This window comes from Haloferax sp. KTX1, from assembly GCF_902410085.1.
GTDB lineage: Archaea > Halobacteriota > Halobacteria > Halobacteriales > Haloferacaceae > Haloferax > Haloferax massiliensis.
Genome location: NZ_CABPRH010000006.1, coordinates 46,647 through 65,225 on the forward strand (window position 1 = coordinate 46,647; position 18,579 = coordinate 65,225).

The following is an 18,579-nucleotide window of genomic DNA, read 5'->3' on the forward strand; positions in this document are numbered from 1 at the left end:
TCATGGACGACACGCCACTTCGACACGACGACACGGACGCGACGACGACCCGGCCGGCCGCCTCGCGGCGGTCCGCCGGGGACGACGAGGAGTACGTCGCCATCGTCGCCCCGTACGACGACGCACCTGACGAGTGCACCATCTTCCCCGCAGGACTCTCCGAAGACGAGTTGCTGACGACGTGGCTCTCCGCGCAGGAAGGCGGGTACGTCGCGCTCGCCGAGATGCGGTAGCCCCGCTCAGCGACCCGTTTTCGAACCACCCCGACCCTCCACTTTTTCGACCGCCGGTCCCGCGACGCCTCAGAAGTCCCCCAGCGACGACTGTTCGTGGGCGGCCATGAGGTCGGCGCAGGTGGACCACGACTTCCGCGCGCAGTCCGGCAGGATTCCGTGTTCGCGGACGTACTCCCGCAGGAAATCGCGGGTCGTTCCGTCGCTCGGGTAGCCGCTTCCCACTTCCCCGTAGGCCGCGGCGAGTTCTTCGACCCGCCGGTCGCGTTCGACCTTCGCCACGACGCTCGCCGCGCCGACGATGGCGTGTTCGTCGTCCGCGCGGTGCTGGGCGTGGACCTCGACCGAGACGCCCGCCTCGGCCAGCCCCTCGCGGACGCGGCGGCCGAATCTGGACTCGCTCACGTCGCCCGCGTCGCAGACGAGCTCGTCGTCGTCGACGGCGACGTCGGCGGCCGCCTCGACCTGCGCCCGGACGGTCAGCAGGTTCATGTCCGTCTCGGGGTCGTCGATGGTCTCCGGTTCGACGAACGCGACGCCGACGTCGATGTCGTCGCGCTCCCGGAGTTTCGCGGCGAGTTCCTCGCGCCGCTCGGGAGCGAGTCGCTTCGAGTCGGCGATTCCGTCCGGGAGGGCGTCGGGGTCCGCCCGGACCGCCGCGGCGACCATCGGACCCAACACGGGTCCCTTTCCGGCCTCGTCGACGCCGATGTGCATATCTGGTCGGGTCTTGGGGTGGAGAATTAGAGGTTGCGGTCCGCGACGACGCCCGTGGGAGGTCCCGGGGTCTCGTTTCAGTCCTTGAAGAACTCGTCGTCCTCGAACGGTTCGTCCTCGCCTTCGACCGCGATGACGTCGAGCGCGGTGACGACCGCGCCCGTGTCGAGGATGTCGGCGAGGCTCGGGTTGGTTCGGCCCTCGTCGCCGGAGACCAGTTCCTTGATGTAGAGGCCGCCCTCGCCGTGGATTTCGACGGTCGCGTGGCGCGCGTCTTCGAGGTCGCCGGTGGCGTCGTAGACGTGGCGGGTGCGGGTGATGCTCGCGCGGCGGTGGTCGACGCGGTGCGGGGTGTACTGCTCGATGGTCGCGCCGGTGAGTTCGTCAAGCGCGGCTTGCAGCTCCTCGTCGGTCACGTCGTCGTCGAACTCGACGGCGGCGCGGTACTCCTTGCTCGCGTCGAGTTTCTTCACGCGCTCGACCATGTCGTAGGTGGCGAGGTGGAGTCCCTCGACCTCGATTTCGCCGCCGGCCATCGCGTTGATGTCGCCTTCGAGCTGTTCCACGTCGACGGTGCGGCGACGGGGTTCCATGATTTCGACCACGAACGGCCGGCCGGTGCCGAGCATGAGCGCGTCGACGTCCTCGCGGCCCGCGCCGTGGAACTTCGCGTCGACGCCGTCCATCACGTCCGTCACGACGGGGGCGACGAAGCCCTCGACGCTGTCCTCGTAGAGGTAGCCGGAGCCGCCGCAGTAGTCGCACGGCTCTTTGCCCTTGTAGCCCGAGCCGTCGCACTCGCGGCAGGGCCACTCGGTCTGCGGGATGTCGCGGGCGAGCTTCCGGTAGCGCCCGTAGACGAACGCGGAGTTGAGCTGCGCCTCGACGGTGTCGGCCTCGATGTCGAGGAGGAACTGCACGTCCGGGCGGGTGAAGTCCACCTCGGTGCCGGTGAGCCGGCCCACCCGCTTTCCGACCTCGCGGTTGAACTCGGATTTGAACAGTTCGCCGGCGTCCTCGGGCAGCCCCGCGCCCTCGCGGAGGAGCAGTTCGTTCTCCTCGACCAGCGGCGGCGCGCGGGTGCCGACCTGATACGTCTCGACCTCAACGTCATCGATGGCCTCGGCGCAGCGTTCCGCCCACTCGTCGAACTCGGCGCAGGCCCCCTCGCAGACCCAGCAGTCCTCGGTCTCGACGGCCTCGTACGGCTCGTCGTCGTCGAGGGCGGCGGCGACCCGGAGCGACTTGCCCCGCTCGGCGTTCGTCAGCCCGAAACTGCGCTCGGCGAAGGCCCGGCCCAGACAGGCGTCGCAGACCGGCCCGCTCTCGGCGAGCGCTCGCGCGTCCTCAAGGATGCTCATGGTCGGTCTCTATCGGGGCGCGCGTAACTAGCTTACTTTGTTCGCCGGGTCGTCGCGGCACGGCTTGGCGACAGACCTCAGAACAGCGCTGTTTGTCAACACGGCCCGAGTGGAGTGCTATCTCGGCTCCGAGAAATTTGATGTACGGCGGCGTGGTAGCCGCTTCAACACCCGGCTCTCCGGTCGATATCTCGTGTCTCTCAATACGCAAACGAATCGGACGCTCGCACTGTTTTCGACCATCGCGGTCCTCTGGGGGACCTCCTTCATGGCCATCGAGGTCGGTCTCGACGCCCTCCCGCCCGTGCTGTTCGCCGCCCTCCGGTACGACGTCGCCGGCGTCGTGCTGTTCGTCTACGGTCTGCTCGCGGCGGCGGACTGGCGACCCCGCGGCCGCGACGAGTGGCTCGTCGTCTTCGTCGGCGGCGCGCTCCTCATCGGCGCGCACTTCTCGCTTCTGTTCTCCGGCCAGCGGTACGTGACGAGCGGCGTCTCGGCCATCGTCATCAGCCTCGCACCCGTCCTCACGCCGTTTTTCGCGTGGCCGATGCTGCCCGAGGAGCGCCTCGACGCGTTCGGCTTCCTCGGCGTCCTGCTGGGGCTGGCCGGAACGGTGGTCATCGCCCTCGCCTCGGGGTCGGTCGGCGGCCAACTCCTCGGCGTCGTCCTGCTGTTTCTCGCCGCCGCGGCGTGGGCGTTCGGCTCGGTGCTCGTCAAGCGCCTCCCCGGAAATCCCCCCGTCGTCGCGATGCAGGCGTGGATGATGCTCCTCGGCGCGGGCATGCTCCACGTCACGAGCCCCGTCCTCGGCGAACCCGGCCTCGCGAGCGTGGCGTGGTCGCCGCTCGTCGTCGCCGCGCTGCTCTTTTTGGCCGTGCTGTGCAGCGCCGTCGGCTTCATCGCCTACTTCGTCCTGCTCGACCGAATCGGCGCGGTCGAAATCAGCCTCGTCAACTACGTCACGCCGGTCGTCGCCGCCGTTTCCGGCTGGGCGTTCCTCGGCGAGCGCATCGGCCCCGTCACCGTCTCCGGCTTCGCACTCATCCTCCTCGGCTTCGCGTTCATGAAGCGCGACGCGCTCGGCCCGCTGGCCCGTCGCCTCGGCGTCCGCGCCGGCCTCGTCGCGCCCGAACCGGCGACCGACTCGGACGCCCTGCCGACCGACGACTGAGTCCGCCCCACCCCCGGCCCGCGGGGGGTCGCGGTCCCGTCGCTTCGGGCGTGGCCGCGGGAATATCGAACCCCGTTCGAGTCGAAAAAAGTCCCGCCGCGTCCGACGCCGGTGTCCGCGCCGGCGTCAGTCGCGTTGCTCAGTTGCTGGTCTCGTTGCCCGACGACGTGGTCGTCTCGTCGGACGTCGTGACCGTCTCGTTGGTGGCGGTCGTCGTCGTAGCCGTCTCGTTCATCGCGGTTTCGTTCGTGGACGTCGTCGTAGTCGTCCCGTTCGTCGTCGTGTCGTTTGTGGTCGTCTCGTTCGCAGTCGTCGTGGTCGCGGTCCCCTCGGCGGCGACTTCGTGGGTCGCGAGGACTTCCTCGGCACCCTCGGTGCCGACCCAGACGACTTCGACCGTCGAACCGGTCTCCGCGGACTCGATTTTCTGGAAGTTACCGACCGAGACGGGGAAGTCTTCGGTCTCTTCGCTGTCGTCGACCCACGTCGTGGCGCGCTCGTCGTCGACGGCGACGTAGACCTCGCTCGTCTCGTCGGCGGTGATTTTCTCGCCGCCCATGTGGACGACGCGGAGGACGCCGCTGTTCGTGCGGAAGGCGAGTTCGGGGTCCGGAACCTCGGCCGGTTCGGCCTCGGTCGTCGTCTCCCCGGCGGTGCCGTTACCCGTCTCGTTCCCCGCGGTCGGCTGCGACCCGGAGTCACCGCCCATACAACCGGCGGTGGTGAGGAGGGCTCCCGTCGCGGCGACGCTCTTCAGGAAGGTACGTCGTTCCATACGCCACGGTTTGCAAGCTAGTATATATGTCTTGTAGTTTACAGTTTGGGGATGGATAACGACCCGCACAACCGGTTTCCGTATCTCGAATATCAGGTAGTTACAGCAGGCCGACCTGTCCGAGTACCCAGAGAGCGACGAACGCCGTGGCCGCGCCGAGCGCGACGAGAAGCAGGGCGATAGCGGCGACCGCGGCCAAGAGGAAGCGCCGGTCGGCCGCCGCGGCCGCGGGGGAGGCGTCGTCGTATCGGGCTTCCAGTAGGCGGACGTTCCGGGCGTTGGCCTTCCACGCCGCGTCGAACACGTCGCCGACGAGCGGCAGCGACCCGACGGTCGCGTCGAGGACGACGTTGCCGAGCATCCGCGCGAGGGTCGCCCGCGGGACGCCGAGCATCGCGGCCTCGACGAGGATGTACGCCGAGAGCGCCGAGGCCGTCGCGTCGCCGATTCCCGGGACGAGCCCCAGTATCGGGTCGAGGCCGACGCGGTAGTTCGTCCCCGGAACCTCGAACGCCTCGTCGAGGTAGAAGCTCACCGCGCGGAGCCGCGCGAGGGTCTCTTCGTCGCCGACGCCCGCCGACTCGAAGTCGACGACTGCGTCGGGTTCCAGCGGGTCGTCAGCGCCGCTGTCGCCGTCGCTCGCCGCCGCGGGCGTCGCCGGGGTGTTCCTCAAATCGTTCACACGTGTCAACTCGCGCGGGCGGACCTTGAGAATAGCGTCGGCCGGGGTCGAACTGGAACGGTCGGAACGGACCACACGCGAGACTGCCGAAAAAAGCGCGACGCGTCGCCCCCACGGTTCGGGCGAGCGCGTCGTCGGAGCTACGAAACCGGACGCCGTCGTCTGACCAAGCCGGACGCGGGGCTGACGGCGGACCCCCTGTGGTCGGTGCCCGCGCTCAGAGGCCCACCTCCATCGCGCGCTCGACGACGTCCGCTCCGTAGCGCTCTTCTAACCCCCCGTGTTGGTCCGGGCGGTGTTCGTACACGTCTTGGAACAGGCTGATGGGCGTCATCGCGGCCTGATAGGTCGCCTCGTCCCACATGCGGTCCTTTTCGATGTCGATTTCGGTGCCGCCGATGCGGAGCGTCGCGGACTGCGTCATGGCGATCGCGCCGCGGCCGGCCTCCTTGGCCGCCTCGAACTCCTCCATGGAGTCGACGATGTCGTCCATGCTCGGGACGTACGAGGTCAGGCCGAGCAGTTCCTCGCGGAGTTCGTCCGCGGTGAGCTCCCGCGCGTCGCCGCCGACGCGGAGTTCGTAGCCGCCGTCGGTGGCTTCGAGCGAGAGGCGGTCGCCGTCGTAGGCTTCGACGCCGTCCTCGGACGCGAGTTCGACCTCCTCGCCGCCCGCGTCGAGGAGCCAACTGCCGGTCTTCGGCGGGAGCGGCGATGTGTTGGCCTCGACGACCTGCCCGGGGGTGAGCGACCAGATACCGAGCATCCCCTTCGCCTGATTCTCGGTCATGCGCTCGCGGTAGCCCTCCACGTCGCGGATGTCGTCGTAGGGGCCGTCGACGGCGATACAGCCGGCGGCGCTGGCCCCGCGGGAGGTGTTGTGTCGAAGCTCCGGCCACGCCGGGAGTTCTCCCGTCGGCGTCATGGCGCGCATGTCCTTCGTGTAGTCGACCTCGCCGTCGACGAGGAGGAACAGCCGTTCGAGGTTGTTCGTCGGCTTGCCCATCTCGTCGCGGAGGTCGCCCATCGCGAGTTCGGCCGCGCCGCTCTCGATGATGACCGACATGGCGAGGCTCCCCTCGTCGAGCCCGTGCTCGTTCTCGACGATGGTGAAGCACTCGTCGGCCTTCTTCCAGTCGTCGATGCCGCCGACCTCGGGAATGACGAAGCCGTCGATGTGCTCGACCGCGCCCCGCTTGGGGTCGGTGATGTCGAGCATGTGCCGGAAGCCCTGATACCGGGTCCCGGGGCTGTCGCGGTGCCAGACCATCCGCGGGTGAATCTCGCCGGGGAAGTCGGCTCCGCGTTCGGCGACGACCTCGACGATGTTCTCGGCTCCCTCGTCGCGCATCGACGGCGCGGTGGCGTCCTCGTTGTCGGGGACCCACACGTCGGGGGCCTGCATCCCGCGGAGGCCGGCCGCCCGTCGGAGCATCTTCGCGGAGTCGTCTTCGCCCTCGACGGCCGTCGGCGAGGTGAAGAACGTCCGCACGAACTGCCGGTCGTGTCTGCGCTCAGTCATCGTCGTTGCTCGTGATGGGGTCGGCCTGCTCCTCGCTGAACCCTTCGGACTCCTCGATGCGCCGGCGCGCCTCGGGGTCGAACTGCGTCTCGATGTCCTGGTACCGCGAGACGAACGACAGCTCGTGGTGGCTCTCGGTCGGGTGGTCGAGGTAGCGCTGTTCGAGGTCGAACTGGCCTTCCTCGTCCCGTTCGGCGAGCTTCTTGAAGTCCTCGTAGACGGCGTGCGCGCCCGAGTGGAGGCCGAACAGCGTGATGAAGATGTACTTGTAGCCGAGGTCGCCCAACTCCTGGAACGTCAGCGGGTCCTCCTCTTCGGACCACGCGAACGACGACGAGTAGTTGAACGCGAGCTTCAGGTCCGGGTGGGTCTCGTGAATCTCCTCGGCGTAGGCGACGGCGTCCTCCCGGGAGGGGTTCGGCATCTCGGGCCAGACGATGTCGACGCCGGCGTCGGCGTAGATGCGACCGCGCTCGACGTGTTCGTCCCAGTCGCCGTTCGAGGAGCCGTAGGCGTCGGTGCGGGCGATGACGACCGTGTCCTCCGACTGCTTGGCGTCGACGGCGGCCTCGAAGCGAGCCTTGGCCTTCTCGCGAGAGACGATTTGCTTGCCCGCGATGTGGCCGCAGCGCTTGGGCGTCGTCTGGTCTTCGATGTGGACGGCGGCGACGCCGGCCTTCTCGTACTCGCGGACGGCGCGGCGGACGTTGTGGACGCCGCCGTAGCCCGTGTCGCAGTCGGCGATGACCGGCAGGTTCGTCGCCTCGACCATTCGCTTCGCGTTCTCGACCATCTCGGTCATCGTGACCATCTCCAAGTCGGGGAAGCCGAACTGCCCGAGGACCGTCGAGTAGCCGGACATGTAGGCGGCGTCGTGGCCCGTCATCTCGGCGAGGCGGGCGTCCAGCGCGTGGTACATCCCGGGGGCGAACACGAAGTCCTGCGTGTTCAGCATCTCCCGCAGTTCGCGGGCCTTCTGGTTGTCAACATCCTGTGCGAAGACGTCGCTGTCGAGTTCGGTCGGGTTCATTGGGTGTCGGTGGGCTGCATCGTTCGCTCGATGCGGTTCAGTTGGGCGCGGAGCGCGGCGAGTTCGCGCCGAATCGTCGTCATCTCGTCGTCCTCACCCGGCCGTTGGATGAAGGGGACGAGCGGCGCGTCCATGTTCTCCTCGTTGTTGGGGGAGCGCCGCGCGGCGCGAGGCCGAGTCGTCGTCGAGCGAGGGGTGGTCGGCGTGCGGGTCGTCGTGTCGGTTCGGGTCGTGTTGTCGCGGTCTGTCATCGGTTACGTCGGTGGGGTCGGCGGTCGGTAGCGGTCGGTTCGTATCGCGGTCGTCGAGCGGTCGGTCGCGTGGTGTGCTGCGGGTACTACCATCGGATGTCTCCTCACCCGGTTGGACTGCCGAGCCGTACAAATAGTTAATGATTGATAATGATAATATTAGTTAATGACTTAGTTCTGTACAGACGGATATTAGGGCCTAATTTGACACGTCATACCACATCACACGCGGCGGGCGGACTCCCGACGGCGACGACCGGCGGTGGTCGTCGCCGGGCGTGCCACGCCGTGACGGGGCGTTCCGCGGACACTACGCTTAATCGCGTCCACGCCCGACGACGCACCAACGAATGGCATCCGCGATTGAGATACGCGACCTGACGAAGTCCTACGGCGACGTCCGCGCCCTCGACGGCGTCGACCTCGACGTTCCGGAGGGGTCGTTCTTCGGGCTGTTGGGGCCGAACGGGGCGGGCAAGACGACGTTCATCAACATCCTCGTCGGCCTCGTCCGCAAGACCGGCGGGAAAGCGAGCGTCTTCGGTTACGACGTGGAAGACGACTACCGCGAGGCCCGCGACCGCATCGGCCTCGCGCCGCAGGAGTTCAACGTGGACCGCTTTTTCCCCATCCGCGAGGTGCTCGAACACAAGGCGGGCTACCACGGGATTCCGCACGACGAGGCCGCAGAGCGCGCCGACGAGGTGCTCAAGCGCGTCGGCATCTACGACAAGCGCGACACCCGCTTCGACTGGCTCTCCGGCGGGATGAAACGCCGCTTCATGCTCGCGCGGGCGCTCATCACCGACCCCGACCTGCTCATCCTCGACGAGCCGACCGCCGGGGTCGACGTGCAACTGCGCCACGAGCTCTGGGAGACCATCGTCGACCTCAACGACAGCGGGACGACCATCCTCCTTACGACCCACTACATCGAGGAGGCAGAACGCCTCTGCGACGAGGTCGCCATCCTCGACTCCGGCTCCGTCATCGAGGTCGCCAGCCCCGAGGAACTGATGGACCGCGGCACCGACGACATCGTCGTCCAACTCCGCGACCCGCCGACGGCGGTGCCCGACTTCGCGGCCGACGACGACCGCGTCGAGGCCGTCGAACTGGACGGCACTCGCCTCGTCGTGACGGCCCAGCAGGGCGGCCTCGTCGCTCCCGACGTGGTGCAGGCGCTCGACCGGCAGGGCCACGAACTCGTCGACCTCGAAATCTCCCGCACGTCGCTCGAAGAGGTGTTCGTCGAGATGACGAGACAGGGTGAGGGCCGCGCCACCGCGGAGGTCGAGCAATGAGCCTCACGAGCCTCGACGTGACCGGCTTTTACGCCCTGCTTCGCCGCGAGGTCCTCCGGTTCGTCCGCCGCCCGCGCAACACGTTCGTCCCGCCGTTTATCACGAACGTGCTGTACTTCTCCGTCTTCGGCGTCATCCTCGGCGAGCGCATCAACGAGATCGCGGGCGTCCCGTACATCCTGTTTATCCTCCCCGGCCTCATCGTCCTCGGAGCCGTCTCCAACGCCTTCGAGAACGCCTCGTTTTCCATCTTCCACGGCCGCTGGAACCGCTACATCGAGGAGGCGCTCACCTCGCCGCTGTCGTACACCTCGATGGTCGGCGCGTACGTCCTCTCCAGCGCGACCCGCGGGGTGCTCGTCGGCGCGCTCGTCGCCCTCATCGGGATGGTCTTTACCACCGTCGGCGTCGCCCAACCGCTCTATCTGGTCGCGTTCATGCTCGTCATCACCCTGCTGTTCGCGGGGCTCGGCGTGGTCGGCGGCCTCTGGGCCGACGACTTCGACGACCTGACGATGATGAACCAGTTCATCCTCCGGCCGCTGGTGTTCTTCGGCGGCGTCTTCTACTCGCTCAACGAGATTCCCGAGACCTTCCAGCAGGCGTCGCTCCTCAACCCGATGGTGTACATGGTCAACGGCGTCCGCTACGGCTTCCTCGGCGTCACCGAGGTGGACCCGAACCTGTCTCTCGGCGTGCTGACGGCGCTCACGCTCGCCGTCGTCGGTCTCAACGTCGTGCTGTTCCGCCGCGGCTACGGCCTGACCGACTGAGGTCGGTCGGCCGGCTCCGTCTTCTCGCGTCTCGTCGTCCGGGTTTCGGTCGTCGAACCGGCGTTCGCCGACTGTCTTATCCACCGAACTGTCTTTTCTAATGACAAGTATTTTGTCACCGGCTCTAAAACTCCCGTCCGCAGTATGGTATCAAAACCCTCCTCCGCGGCGTCGGCGCGGACCGTCTCGGTCCTCGCCCTCGTCGCGGCCGTCCTGGTTGGAGCATTCCTCGCCCCCGTCGTCTACGACGCGGCCGCCCCCACCTCCGACAGGGTCGCGGTCATCTCGGTCGACGGGACCATCACCTCCTACACAGCTGACCAGCTGGAAGAGGACCTCCACGAAGCGCGAGAGAACGAATCGATACAGGCGGTCGTCCTGAAGGTCGACAGCCCCGGCGGCTCCGCGGCCGCCTCAGAGCGGATGTACATGGCGGTCAATCGGACCGCCCAAGAGATGCCCGTCGTTTCGAGCGTCCAAGGCACGGGCGCGTCGGGGGCGTACTACACGATGCTCCCCTCCGAGAGCATCTACGTGACGCCTTCGTCGGTCATCGGGAGCGTCGGCGTCCGCGGGTCGGCCCCCATCGGCGGCACGTCCAGCGAGATTCGCACCGGCCCGGACAAGGCGTCGATGACCGTCGACCAGCGCGAAGCCCAGATCGAGACGCTGAAACACGCCTTCGTCGGCAGCGTCATGGACCACCGCGGCGACGACCTCTCGCTGTCGCGCGAGGAGGTCGCCTACGCGAAGGTCTACACCGGCGCTCGCGCCACGCAGAACGGCTACGCCGACGACATCGGCACGCTCCAGACGGCCATCGACCGCGCCGCCTCCGAGGCCGGCCTCGAAAACTACGAGGTCGTCGAGAAGGACCCGCCGACCCGGTCCGGTATCATCCTTCTCAGCTCCCAGCGCGGTAACTCGACGGTCGTCATCGACGAGAGTCCCATCGGCTACGACGGCGTTCGCGCGCCGCAGTTCCTGATGGTGTACGGACAGGTGCAGTACGAAGACGAGGTGATCGCTAATGTCTCAGCGTAACGTACTCAGCGGGACGGTCGTCTTCGCGGTCGCGCTCGGCCTCATCTTGGTCGGGGCCGCGGTGGCACCCTACGCCGTCCAACTCGGCGGCAGCGACTCGACAGACACCCAAAACGCCGCCAAACAGGCGTTCGACGCGGACGAACTCGTCGCCACGCCCGGCCCCGAGTCTGGCGAGGTGACGATGGACTCGAACGCGGCACCGAAGACCGTCCTCATCGACGTGGCCCACGGCAACGACGTGAGCGAGTCCGACGTGCAACCGCTCGTCGACGCCCTCGTCGCCAACGGCCACCAGGTGAAGTACCTCACCCGTGAGGACGCCCAGCGGAACTTCAACGCCTCGCTCCGTCGGGCCGACGCCTTCGTCGTCGTCAACCCCGAACAGCCGTACACCAGCGGCCAGCTCACCGGTGTCCGGGAGTTCGAGGACGCCGGCGGCCGCGTCGCCCTCGTCGGCGACCCGCAGTCCGCGGGCACGACGAGCGTCCTCGGGCTCGTCACCGTCTCGGTGTCGTCCGGGACCACCGGCGGCGACGCCGGCCTGACCTCGGACTACGGGGTCACGTTCGGCTCGTCGTCGCTGTACAACATGCACGACTACTACCTCAACTACGAGAACGTCTACGCCACGCCCGAGGGCGACACCGCCCTGACCGAGGGCGTCGACGAGGTCGTGTTCCGCGACGCCGCGCCGCTTTCGGTCTCGGCAGACGGCGTCTCGCCGGCGCTCGTCTCCGGCGGCGAGACCCGCGTCGAGTCGATTCGCAAGCCCGGTCCGTACACGGTCGCCGCCCAGAGCGAGACGGTCGTCGCCATCGGCGACGCCGACTTCCTCGCGCCCGAGTCGGCCTACGAGGCCGACAACGAGGTGCTCGTCGGCAACCTCGCGGACTTCCTCGTCTCCGGCGACAAGGAAGCCGGCGCGCCCGAACCGGCCACGCCCGAAACCGGCGGTCCGGCCGGTTCAGCGCCGGGGTCAGCACCCGGTTCGACAACGGGGTCAGCACCCACCCAAGGAACCACGCCCACGCCGGCGTAACTGCGTCGCCCCGACGCGACCGAAGCCGGCGGCCGGCTCTCTCGTCCCGGACTCGACTTTTTTCTCACTCGACTCCGAGCGACGGCTAAGCCCCCGTTAGGCGTCGTCGCCGCCGTCGGCGATGCGGTCGGCGTCGGCCTCGTCGGCCGCGCGGCTTCGCTCGACCAGTCGCGCGAGGATGTCCGCGGGGACGCCCGACACGTCGCCGGCCTGAATCCCCCACAGCGTCGCGTAGAGCCCGCCGAGTTCGACGAGTTCGTCGTGGGTCCCCGACTCGACGACTTCGCCCTCGTCGAGGACGACGATGGCGTCGGCGCGGCGGACCGTCGAGAGCCGGTGGGCGATGACGAGCGTCGTCCGGCCCGCCGAGAGCCGGTCGAGCGCGCGCTGGATGAGCAGTTCCGTCTCGGTGTCGACGGCGCTCGTCGCCTCGTCGAGGACGAGAATCCGCGGGTCTTGGAGCATCGCGCGGGCGATGGAGAGCCGCTGGCGCTGGCCGCCGGAGAGCTTCACGCCGCGCTCGCCGATACGGGTGTCGTAGCCCTCGGGGAGCCGCGAGACGAACTCGTGGGCCTCGGCGGCTCTCGCGGCCGCGACCATCCCCGATTCGGTCGCGTCGAACGCCCCGTACAGGAGGTTCTCCCTGACCGTGCCGTCGAAGAGGTACACGTCCTGACTCACGTAGCCGATGGCCTCGCGGAGGTCTCTGATGCGCACGTCGCGCACGTCGCGGCCGTCCACGCGGACCGCCCCGTCCGTGGGTTCGTAGAGCCTGAGGAGGAGCTTCGCGACGGTGGATTTTCCAGCGCCCGTGGGGCCGACGAGCGCGACGGTTTCGCCCGGGTCGGCCGCGAACGAGACGTCGCGGAGCACCTCGCGGCCGGTCGCGTAGGCGAACGAGACGCCGTCGAACTCAATGCGGCCGGCGACCGCGTCGAGGGATTCTGCGTCGGGCGCGTCGCGGACGACGGCCTCGCGGTCGGCCAGTCCGAAGATGCGCTCGCCCGAGGCGCGGGCGTTCTCGTAGGAGTTGACGATGCGCCCCGCGCCCGACAGCGGGTCGATGAACCGCTGGGTCATGAACAGGAACGTGACGAACTCGCCGACGAGCAGGTCGCCGGTGAAGGGCGCGGGCGGGCCGAAGATGAGCCAGACGCCGCCGATAGCGAACGTGGCGGCGAACGCGACGCCAGCGAGGAGTTCCATCGACGGCTGGTAGAGGTAGTCTAGCCTGACGACCGCGAGGGCGCGCCGGTAGTACTCCATCGAGGCGTCGGCGACGCGGTCGGTCTCGTAGTCCTCGGTCGCCGAGGCCTTGATGACCTCCATCCCCGAGACGTTGTTCTCGATGCGGGTGTTGAGCGCGCCGACGCTCTCGCGGAGCGCGCGGTACAGCGGCCGAATCGTCCGCATGAACCAGACGGTGAAGACGGCCAAAAGCGGGACGGCCACGAGCGTGACGACCGCGAGCTGGGCGTTCAGATAGAACAGCACGCCCGCGATGCCGACGACGGCGACGACCAACTGGAGGCCGCCCGACAGCGTGCTGTCGAGGAACGTCCGGAGGTTGCGCACGTCGCCGTCGAGAATCGACAGCACCTGCCCGGTCTGTTTGTCGTCGAAGAAGGCCATGTCGAGGCGCTGGAGCGCGTCGTAGGTATCGACGCGGACGGCGTGCTGGACGCGGTTCGAGTAGACCGCGAGGCCGAGCCCCTGCACCCACGAGAGCGCGACGCCGCCGACGAACGCCCCGATGACGAGCCAGAAACTCAGCCAGAACTGCCCGGTGACGGTCGTCGGGAGCCACGACGACGGGACCAACGGCAGGGCGTACGCCGTGTTCCGGAAGAACACCGCGTCGATGGCGACCCCGAGGACGAGCGCCGGCACGATAGCGACGAGTCGCCCCAAGACGCTCGCCAGTAGCCCGACGACGAACCACGCGAGGTTCTCGCGTCCGTATTCGGCGAACAGGCGGACCATCGGGTCGCGCCCGGATTGGCGGCTCACTTACCCGAGGTAAGCGTTCCGCGAGTATGACGTGCGCGGTCGGGGTGATTCGCGTCTCCCGGTCGCCCCGGCGCTCGCCTCCCGTGGCCCCGCGCGAGTGAACACCGATAAGACCCTCACGCGCCGAGTCGGATCCATGCGCCAATTCATCGTCATCGGCCACGACGCGCCGACGACGCCCGACTTCTCGCTCGACGACATCGCGGGCGGGGCCGGCCGCCTCGACGTGCTCTGCCGCTGTGTCAACTCCGCGTTCTTCCTCTCGCACGACATCCGCGAGGACGTTCGCGTCCACCTCGTCCTCGGCGACGAGTACACCGTCCGCTTCGAGGGGTCGGAACTCCGCCGGCTCAACCCCGACGAGCGCTCCACCGCCGCCCTGATCCGCAACGCGCTCGAAAAGCGTGAGGAGGCCATCGGCCACATGCCCGCCGAGTCGTCGCCGGGCGTCTCCATCCGCCGGATGGGCTTCGAGACGACGCTGGAGGAGGCCGCCCGCGACGCGACCGTGGTCGAACTCCACGAGGACGGCGACCCCGTGGTTCAGGTCGACCCGCCCGAGAACCCGCTTTTCGTCCTCTCGGACCACCACGACTTCACCGACGAGGAAGCCGAGTCGCTGGCGGCCGCCGCCGACGAGCGGGTCCGACTCGGCCCGGAGATTCTCCACGCCGACCACTCGATTACGGTGGCGCACAACTACCTCGACACAGCCGGGTATTCGCGGTACTGAGTCGGGGTCGGCGGTGTGTCACGTCGTCTGACGGTGGCCCGCAATCACAACTGTTAAACGCGACGGTGGCTTGCCTCAAAATGCGGGCCGGTGGGGTAGCTTGGTATCCTTCGGCCTTCGGGTGGCCGTAACCTCAGTTCGAATCTGAGCCGGCCCATACTGTATATACCCCTTTTCCCGCATTTTCTTACACTTTCCAGCCACTGCTCGGGGTGGTCCGCGTGAGTCTCGCGCCCTCTCGGAAGGCGGGAGATACCGTCGAATCGACGGTCGTTCAGGTCCACCCAGAGCTTCGGCACGTTCCCGACAGCCAGCACGAACACCACGACGCTATCGTCACGGAACTGCTGACGCCGAGTCGAGAGCTCCCGTTCGTCGGAATCTGTCTCCTCGAAGTCGGCACCATCGTCGAAATCAAGAGCGCGATGGTCGTCTATGGCGAAGCCCAGCGTCGCGGGCGCTTCTTGCTTCGTCGCAGTCAACACGAACACCTCCTCGAAGAAGGCGGTGTCTACCTCTTCGCCGTCTGCGCGCCGACTCCCGACCGAGACATCATCGTCGCGAAGGTCGTCCCTGCGACGCTCGTCGATGAATTCGAATTCTCGTGGGTCGAGCGGGAGACGCGCTCCGACTACGCGCAGATCACCTGGACGCAGGTCTTCGCGCCGAAGGAGGTCGAGTCGCGATGAGCGTGCGCGGCACCTACTTCTCCGCGCTCGCGAACGGCGACGTCGTCCCCAGCGACCGCGCGCGAGTCTTCGCTATCGTCCGCGACGTCCCCGAGTGGGCCGACGACCTCGTCGACCGCGCGCTTCCGCACCTCGCGCCACCCGAGTCTCTCGAACACGCGCGAGCTCGCGTCGAGGAGGCCGCCGACGCAGACGGCGTCGACAACGCGCTCGCGATTTCGTGGCACTCGACCGACTTCGAGACGCGCTTCCGGAGCTACCTTCGGTCGAGCGGCCCGCGGGAAGTCCTCGCGACGGTGCAGTCCGACGCTGACGAGCGCCCCGTCTGGCTCGTCTCGTGGCGTTCCGACGACCGTCTCGACCATCGCCGCATCGTCCTCGACGAACTCCGACAGCGGACGCAGGACGGCCCCTGCGACGACGGACGCCACGAGTGGCGTCGTGGGTCGGTCGTCGGTGTGCTCGTCTGCGACATCTGCGGCTACTCCTCGCAGTCGGTTGCTGACTGGTTCAGTCAACACGTTCGCGTCGCCTACGGAGGTGACCGCCGGTGAGCGACGATACCGGCGAGGTCGTCGCGGAGTTCTCCGTGCTCGACGAGGCCGACGTCGTCACCTCGGACGACGACGACACCGTCGCGTCCGCAGTTGACAACGGCTACGAGCCCGGCTCGACCATCGACGATGATTCCGAAGACGTCGAGTTCGAGATGCCCGAGTTCGTCGCCGCCTGCCGCTACTGCCAGCGGACTTTCGAGACCGAGGAGGCCACGCGCGAACACGAGTGGAACTGCGACCAAGAGCCGACCGGCGAGTGTCGCTTCTGTGGCGACACCCACATTCGGAAGGACGTTCGCGAGGACCACTTCTACGCCTGCTCGGAAGCGGAAGCACACGAGCGCCGTCAGAAGCGCGGTGTCCGGGCGCGGACGATGCGCGGACAAGACTCGTCGACTGCCGTCTCGGGCCTGCGGAAGTTCCTCCTCCCGCAACCGCACGAGTTCAGCGCCTATCTCAAGTGGGACGACTCGCTGTCGACGTACTTCGGACTCGTCTCGCTCTACAAGATGCACGATTTCGAGGAGTATGGGAACCTTCGCGCCGGTATCGAGTTTGGCGGTGAAGAATGGAACGTCGAGTTCGGCTACGCCGACAACCCCGGTCTCGCGACGCCGGACGACAGTACCGACCTCGGTCGGTGGGACTGGCGACTCGACGACGTTCCCGAGTTCCTCATCCGGGTCTACCCCGCGGCCTACCAGTCGTTCAAGGACGCGAAGGACGAGAACCGCAAGCGCGCGTACTTCCGTGTTCGCCCGCGGTGGCCGGGAATCACCTCGAAGAGCGGGAAGAACATCCCGAACCCGCACAACATCCTCGGCGTGGACGTCGAGACGCGCGGGAGCTACTTCGAGTTCGACCAGTACCCCAACGTCCTGTTCGAGGCACTGCACGAGCTTCGCGAGCGACAAGAGGAGTTCGGCTGGAACTCGTTCACCAGCATCGACTGCGAGGCGCTCGCGCCCGAACAGGTTCACGAGTCGTCGAACGTGACCGACGCCGAGCTGTATGTCCGTGCGAAAAAGGGAGAGACCGGTCGAGTGTTCGCACTCGACGGTACGCTCCATCGTATCTCGCTGATTCTCGGTCGCGAGCGGAGCGGTTACTCGAAGACTGTTCGCGACGACCGCGAGTGCGCCGGTTACTACCACACGGCGACGATCTGCGCGATGCGCGCGGCTGAGGTCGTCGGTGGGCACGAGCTCCCGAAGGAGTTCAAGCACTACCACATGAAGAACCCCGAAGCGGTCGCGGGGACCGAACTCGAAAACCCGAAGATCGGCGTCTCCTATCAGAACTCGCTGTTCGACGACACCCTTCGATTCTCGGATGTCGACCAGCTCCACAAGGAACTCGAAGAGGGACTACTGAACGTCCTGAACTGGTCTGACCTGCCGGTGACGCCGGACCACCAGAAGTTCGTCGCGGACGACTATTTCAAAGTCGACGGCGAGGCGCGGATGGTCAAGGTCATCGACAACCCACTGCCGCGGATCGCCCAGCAACAGGACGACGAGATTCGGATGTTCGCCGCCGCGAACAACCTCTACGAGACCGACGTGTCGATTGCTGACGAGTTGGTGACCGACGGAGGCCACATCGCGCCAGCGGAACTCGCCGAGCGCATTGGCGTTCACATCGACACTGTCTACCGCGCGCTGAAGCGCCTCGGTGATCTCGTGATTCACGAGTACGGTCACGTCGAGCTCGCTTCGAAGCACATCGCCGAGGGGATCGTCGAGCACATCGAGTCCGCTCGACGCTCGGTCTCGGCGACGCTCGAAGAGGCGACCGACGACATCATCCGCGCGGATACGTACGGCGATGGGAACGGCCCGTGGGAGCGCTGGCTCCGTAACTACGTCCGCGACCGGAAGGAACGCGACGATGGTCGAGAGCTTCTCGAACTCGCGCCGCAGGCGACGCGTGAGGAGGTCAAGCGAATCCTCCGAACCGGCGCGGCGAAGTGGGCTGAGGTGACCGGAAACGACTGGCGGCAGTTCGTCCGTGAGTTCGACGTCGTCGGTGAGGCCTACGATACCTCCGCGCCGTTGACGTACAGCTTCGGTCAGATGCGTCAGCTCATCGGCTGACGTCTGGTCTCGCGAGTGGCAACGCTGTTCTCCGACGTTAGTACCGGCAAGAATGTCTGTGTTCTCAGGGCGTTAGCGACTGCATTTTTCTTGGCGTCGTCTCGCCTCGACCAGCGCCGCGACCGCGCCACTCCGAATCCGGGGGGACCCCCCTGATTCTCCGTTAGATGTGTGGCTAAAGAGCCACACTCCAAGATTACCGGAGTCTGCTTCGCAGACTCCAGATGAAACAGATGAAACGGGGGTCGCCGCGCCTACTCGGCGCGGCTTGCCCGCGCGAAAAAATTTAGACGGCGACTCGCTACGCCAGAGGTCAGTCGTGCGCACCGGGTGCGTGATATATTCCGGTTCCGGGTGACCTAAGCCACCCCTCAGAACGAATCGACTGGAGACAGTCGCGGACGGTCTTCTCACTCACCTCAACGTCGAGTGATTCCATCACCTCACGATGGCCGAATTCACGGTCAGCTGGTATCTCTCGATCTTTCCGCGAATGCGCGACGTGCAACGCCGTGGACCAAATCTTGTCCCTCGTTGTGTGTTTCGCCATGTTGTGTTGATGAGGACCAGACGGAATATATGTTCCCGTCGA

General features: G+C 67.1%; 19 protein-coding genes and 1 tRNA gene. 11 read left to right on the forward strand and 9 right to left on the reverse strand.

The window, feature by feature from the left end; genetic code table 11:
- The first annotated feature begins 2 nt into the window (after positions 1-2).
- Positions 3-233: a hypothetical protein gene (locus tag FY251_RS11070; protein WP_148414870.1), complete on the forward strand. Its 231-nt coding sequence runs from the start codon at positions 3-5 to the stop codon at positions 231-233.
- 69 nt (positions 234-302) lie between these two features.
- Here the strand turns inward: FY251_RS11070 and rnhB are convergent, their stop codons facing one another.
- Entirely contained in the window at positions 303-950 is a 648-nt protein-coding gene (rnhB, locus tag FY251_RS11075) for a ribonuclease HII (RefSeq protein ID WP_148414872.1), read from the reverse strand.
- 77 nt (positions 951-1,027) lie between these two features.
- Positions 1,028-2,311 (reverse strand): tRNA pseudouridine(54/55) synthase Pus10, encoded by a 1,284-nt coding sequence (locus FY251_RS11080; RefSeq protein WP_148414873.1) that lies wholly within the window; start codon positions 2,309-2,311, stop codon positions 1,028-1,030.
- 193 nt (positions 2,312-2,504) lie between these two features.
- On the opposite strand from FY251_RS11080, the gene FY251_RS11085 reads away from it, so the two are divergent.
- Complete coding sequence (locus FY251_RS11085) at positions 2,505-3,482, forward strand: DMT family transporter (protein WP_148414875.1); 978 nt, start codon at positions 2,505-2,507, stop codon at positions 3,480-3,482.
- Positions 3,483-3,621: 139 nt separating this feature from the next.
- Here the strand turns inward: FY251_RS11085 and FY251_RS11090 are convergent, their stop codons facing one another.
- The 5 genes from FY251_RS11090 to FY251_RS11110 form a co-directional block, all read right to left on the reverse strand.
- Positions 3,622-4,257, reverse strand: coding sequence for a twin-arginine translocation signal domain-containing protein (locus FY251_RS11090; RefSeq protein WP_148414877.1), 636 nt, complete (start codon positions 4,255-4,257; stop codon positions 3,622-3,624).
- Between the two features lie 100 nt (positions 4,258-4,357).
- Positions 4,358-4,939, reverse strand: coding sequence for a DUF4112 domain-containing protein (locus FY251_RS11095; RefSeq protein WP_148414879.1), 582 nt, complete (start codon positions 4,937-4,939; stop codon positions 4,358-4,360).
- 217 nt (positions 4,940-5,156) lie between these two features.
- A complete protein-coding gene (gene aceB / locus FY251_RS11100) occupies positions 5,157-6,458 on the reverse strand; it encodes a malate synthase AceB (protein ID WP_148414880.1) in 1,302 nt (433 codons plus the stop codon).
- Complete coding sequence (gene aceA, locus FY251_RS11105; protein ID WP_148414881.1) at positions 6,451-7,488, reverse strand: isocitrate lyase; 1,038 nt, start codon at positions 7,486-7,488, stop codon at positions 6,451-6,453. Before aceA ends, aceB begins: the two co-directional genes overlap by 8 nt.
- Positions 7,485-7,739, reverse strand: a complete 255-nt coding sequence (locus FY251_RS11110) for a hypothetical protein (RefSeq protein WP_148414883.1) — start codon at positions 7,737-7,739, stop codon at positions 7,485-7,487. Before FY251_RS11110 ends, aceA begins: the two co-directional genes overlap by 4 nt.
- 350 nt (positions 7,740-8,089) lie before the next feature.
- On the opposite strand from FY251_RS11110, the gene FY251_RS11115 reads away from it, so the two are divergent.
- The 4 genes from FY251_RS11115 to FY251_RS11130 all read left to right on the forward strand — a co-directional run bounded on the left by FY251_RS11115 (position 8,090) and on the right by FY251_RS11130 (position 11,902).
- Positions 8,090-9,043: an ABC transporter ATP-binding protein gene (locus tag FY251_RS11115; protein ID WP_148414885.1), complete on the forward strand. Its 954-nt coding sequence runs from the start codon at positions 8,090-8,092 to the stop codon at positions 9,041-9,043.
- Complete coding sequence (locus FY251_RS11120) at positions 9,040-9,816, forward strand: ABC transporter permease (RefSeq protein ID WP_148414887.1); 777 nt, start codon at positions 9,040-9,042, stop codon at positions 9,814-9,816. The genes FY251_RS11115 and FY251_RS11120 overlap by 4 nt, the downstream gene beginning before the upstream one ends.
- Before the next feature lie 144 nt (positions 9,817-9,960).
- Positions 9,961-10,860, forward strand: coding sequence for a S49 family peptidase (locus FY251_RS11125; RefSeq protein ID WP_148414889.1), 900 nt, complete (start codon positions 9,961-9,963; stop codon positions 10,858-10,860).
- Entirely contained in the window at positions 10,847-11,902 is a 1,056-nt protein-coding gene (locus tag FY251_RS11130; RefSeq protein WP_148414891.1) for a hypothetical protein, read from the forward strand. The genes FY251_RS11125 and FY251_RS11130 overlap by 14 nt, the downstream gene beginning before the upstream one ends.
- Positions 11,903-11,998: 96 nt before the next feature.
- Here FY251_RS11130 and FY251_RS11135 read toward each other — a convergent pair whose 3' ends face one another.
- Positions 11,999-13,885, reverse strand: a complete 1,887-nt coding sequence (locus tag FY251_RS11135; RefSeq protein ID WP_148415089.1) for an ABC transporter ATP-binding protein — start codon at positions 13,883-13,885, stop codon at positions 11,999-12,001.
- Between the two features lie 163 nt (positions 13,886-14,048).
- Between FY251_RS11135 and trmY the strand changes: the two genes are divergently transcribed.
- The 5 genes from trmY to FY251_RS11160 all read left to right on the forward strand — a co-directional run bounded on the left by trmY (position 14,049) and on the right by FY251_RS11160 (position 17,987).
- Positions 14,049-14,645, forward strand: a complete 597-nt coding sequence (trmY, locus tag FY251_RS11140; RefSeq protein ID WP_148414893.1) for a tRNA (pseudouridine(54)-N(1))-methyltransferase TrmY — start codon at positions 14,049-14,051, stop codon at positions 14,643-14,645.
- An 84-nt stretch (positions 14,646-14,729) separates the two neighbouring features.
- Positions 14,730-14,802, forward strand: a tRNA-Pro gene (locus tag FY251_RS11145).
- A 64-nt stretch (positions 14,803-14,866) separates the two neighbouring features.
- Complete coding sequence (locus tag FY251_RS11150; protein WP_148414895.1) at positions 14,867-15,334, forward strand: hypothetical protein; 468 nt, start codon at positions 14,867-14,869, stop codon at positions 15,332-15,334.
- Complete coding sequence (locus FY251_RS11155) at positions 15,331-15,888, forward strand: hypothetical protein (protein ID WP_148414897.1); 558 nt, start codon at positions 15,331-15,333, stop codon at positions 15,886-15,888. Before FY251_RS11150 ends, FY251_RS11155 begins: the two co-directional genes overlap by 4 nt.
- A complete protein-coding gene (locus tag FY251_RS11160; protein WP_148414900.1) occupies positions 15,885-17,987 on the forward strand; it encodes an Lrp/AsnC family transcriptional regulator in 2,103 nt (700 codons plus the stop codon). The genes FY251_RS11155 and FY251_RS11160 overlap by 4 nt, the downstream gene beginning before the upstream one ends.
- Positions 17,988-18,300: 313 nt before the next feature.
- Here the strand turns inward: FY251_RS11160 and FY251_RS11165 are convergent, their stop codons facing one another.
- Positions 18,301-18,537 carry a hypothetical protein gene (locus FY251_RS11165; RefSeq protein ID WP_147298802.1) on the reverse strand — a complete coding sequence of 79 codons (237 nt, stop codon included), beginning with the start codon at positions 18,535-18,537 and terminating at the stop codon, positions 18,301-18,303.
- Between the last annotated feature and the right edge of the window lie 42 nt (positions 18,538-18,579).

Bases quoted from the DNA above. Each gene is read 5' to 3' on its own strand.
- FY251_RS11090 (WP_148414877.1), bottom strand. From the start codon at position 4,257: ATGGAACGACGTACCTTCCTGAAGAGCGTCGCCGCGACGGGAGCCCTC.
- aceA (WP_148414881.1), bottom strand. From the start codon at position 7,488: ATGAACCCGACCGAACTCGACAGCGACGTCTTCGCACAGGATGTTGAC.
- rnhB (WP_148414872.1), bottom strand. From the start codon at position 950: ATGCACATCGGCGTCGACGAGGCCGGAAAGGGACCCGTGTTGGGTCCG.
- trmY (WP_148414893.1), top strand. From the start codon at position 14,049: ATGCGCCAATTCATCGTCATCGGCCACGACGCGCCGACGACGCCCGAC.
- FY251_RS11135 (WP_148415089.1), bottom strand. From the start codon at position 13,885: ATGGTCCGCCTGTTCGCCGAATACGGACGCGAGAACCTCGCGTGGTTC.
- FY251_RS11155 (WP_148414897.1), top strand. From the start codon at position 15,331: ATGAGCGTGCGCGGCACCTACTTCTCCGCGCTCGCGAACGGCGACGTC.
- FY251_RS11070 (WP_148414870.1), top strand. From the start codon at position 3: ATGGACGACACGCCACTTCGACACGACGACACGGACGCGACGACGACC.
- FY251_RS11120 (WP_148414887.1), top strand. From the start codon at position 9,040: ATGAGCCTCACGAGCCTCGACGTGACCGGCTTTTACGCCCTGCTTCGC.
- FY251_RS11125 (WP_148414889.1), top strand. From the start codon at position 9,961: ATGGTATCAAAACCCTCCTCCGCGGCGTCGGCGCGGACCGTCTCGGTC.
- FY251_RS11110 (WP_148414883.1), bottom strand. From the start codon at position 7,739: ATGACAGACCGCGACAACACGACCCGAACCGACACGACGACCCGCACG.
- FY251_RS11115 (WP_148414885.1), top strand. From the start codon at position 8,090: ATGGCATCCGCGATTGAGATACGCGACCTGACGAAGTCCTACGGCGAC.
- FY251_RS11130 (WP_148414891.1), top strand. From the start codon at position 10,847: ATGTCTCAGCGTAACGTACTCAGCGGGACGGTCGTCTTCGCGGTCGCG.
- FY251_RS11080 (WP_148414873.1), bottom strand. From the start codon at position 2,311: ATGAGCATCCTTGAGGACGCGCGAGCGCTCGCCGAGAGCGGGCCGGTC.
- aceB (WP_148414880.1), bottom strand. From the start codon at position 6,458: ATGACTGAGCGCAGACACGACCGGCAGTTCGTGCGGACGTTCTTCACC.
- FY251_RS11165 (WP_147298802.1), bottom strand. From the start codon at position 18,537: ATGGCGAAACACACAACGAGGGACAAGATTTGGTCCACGGCGTTGCAC.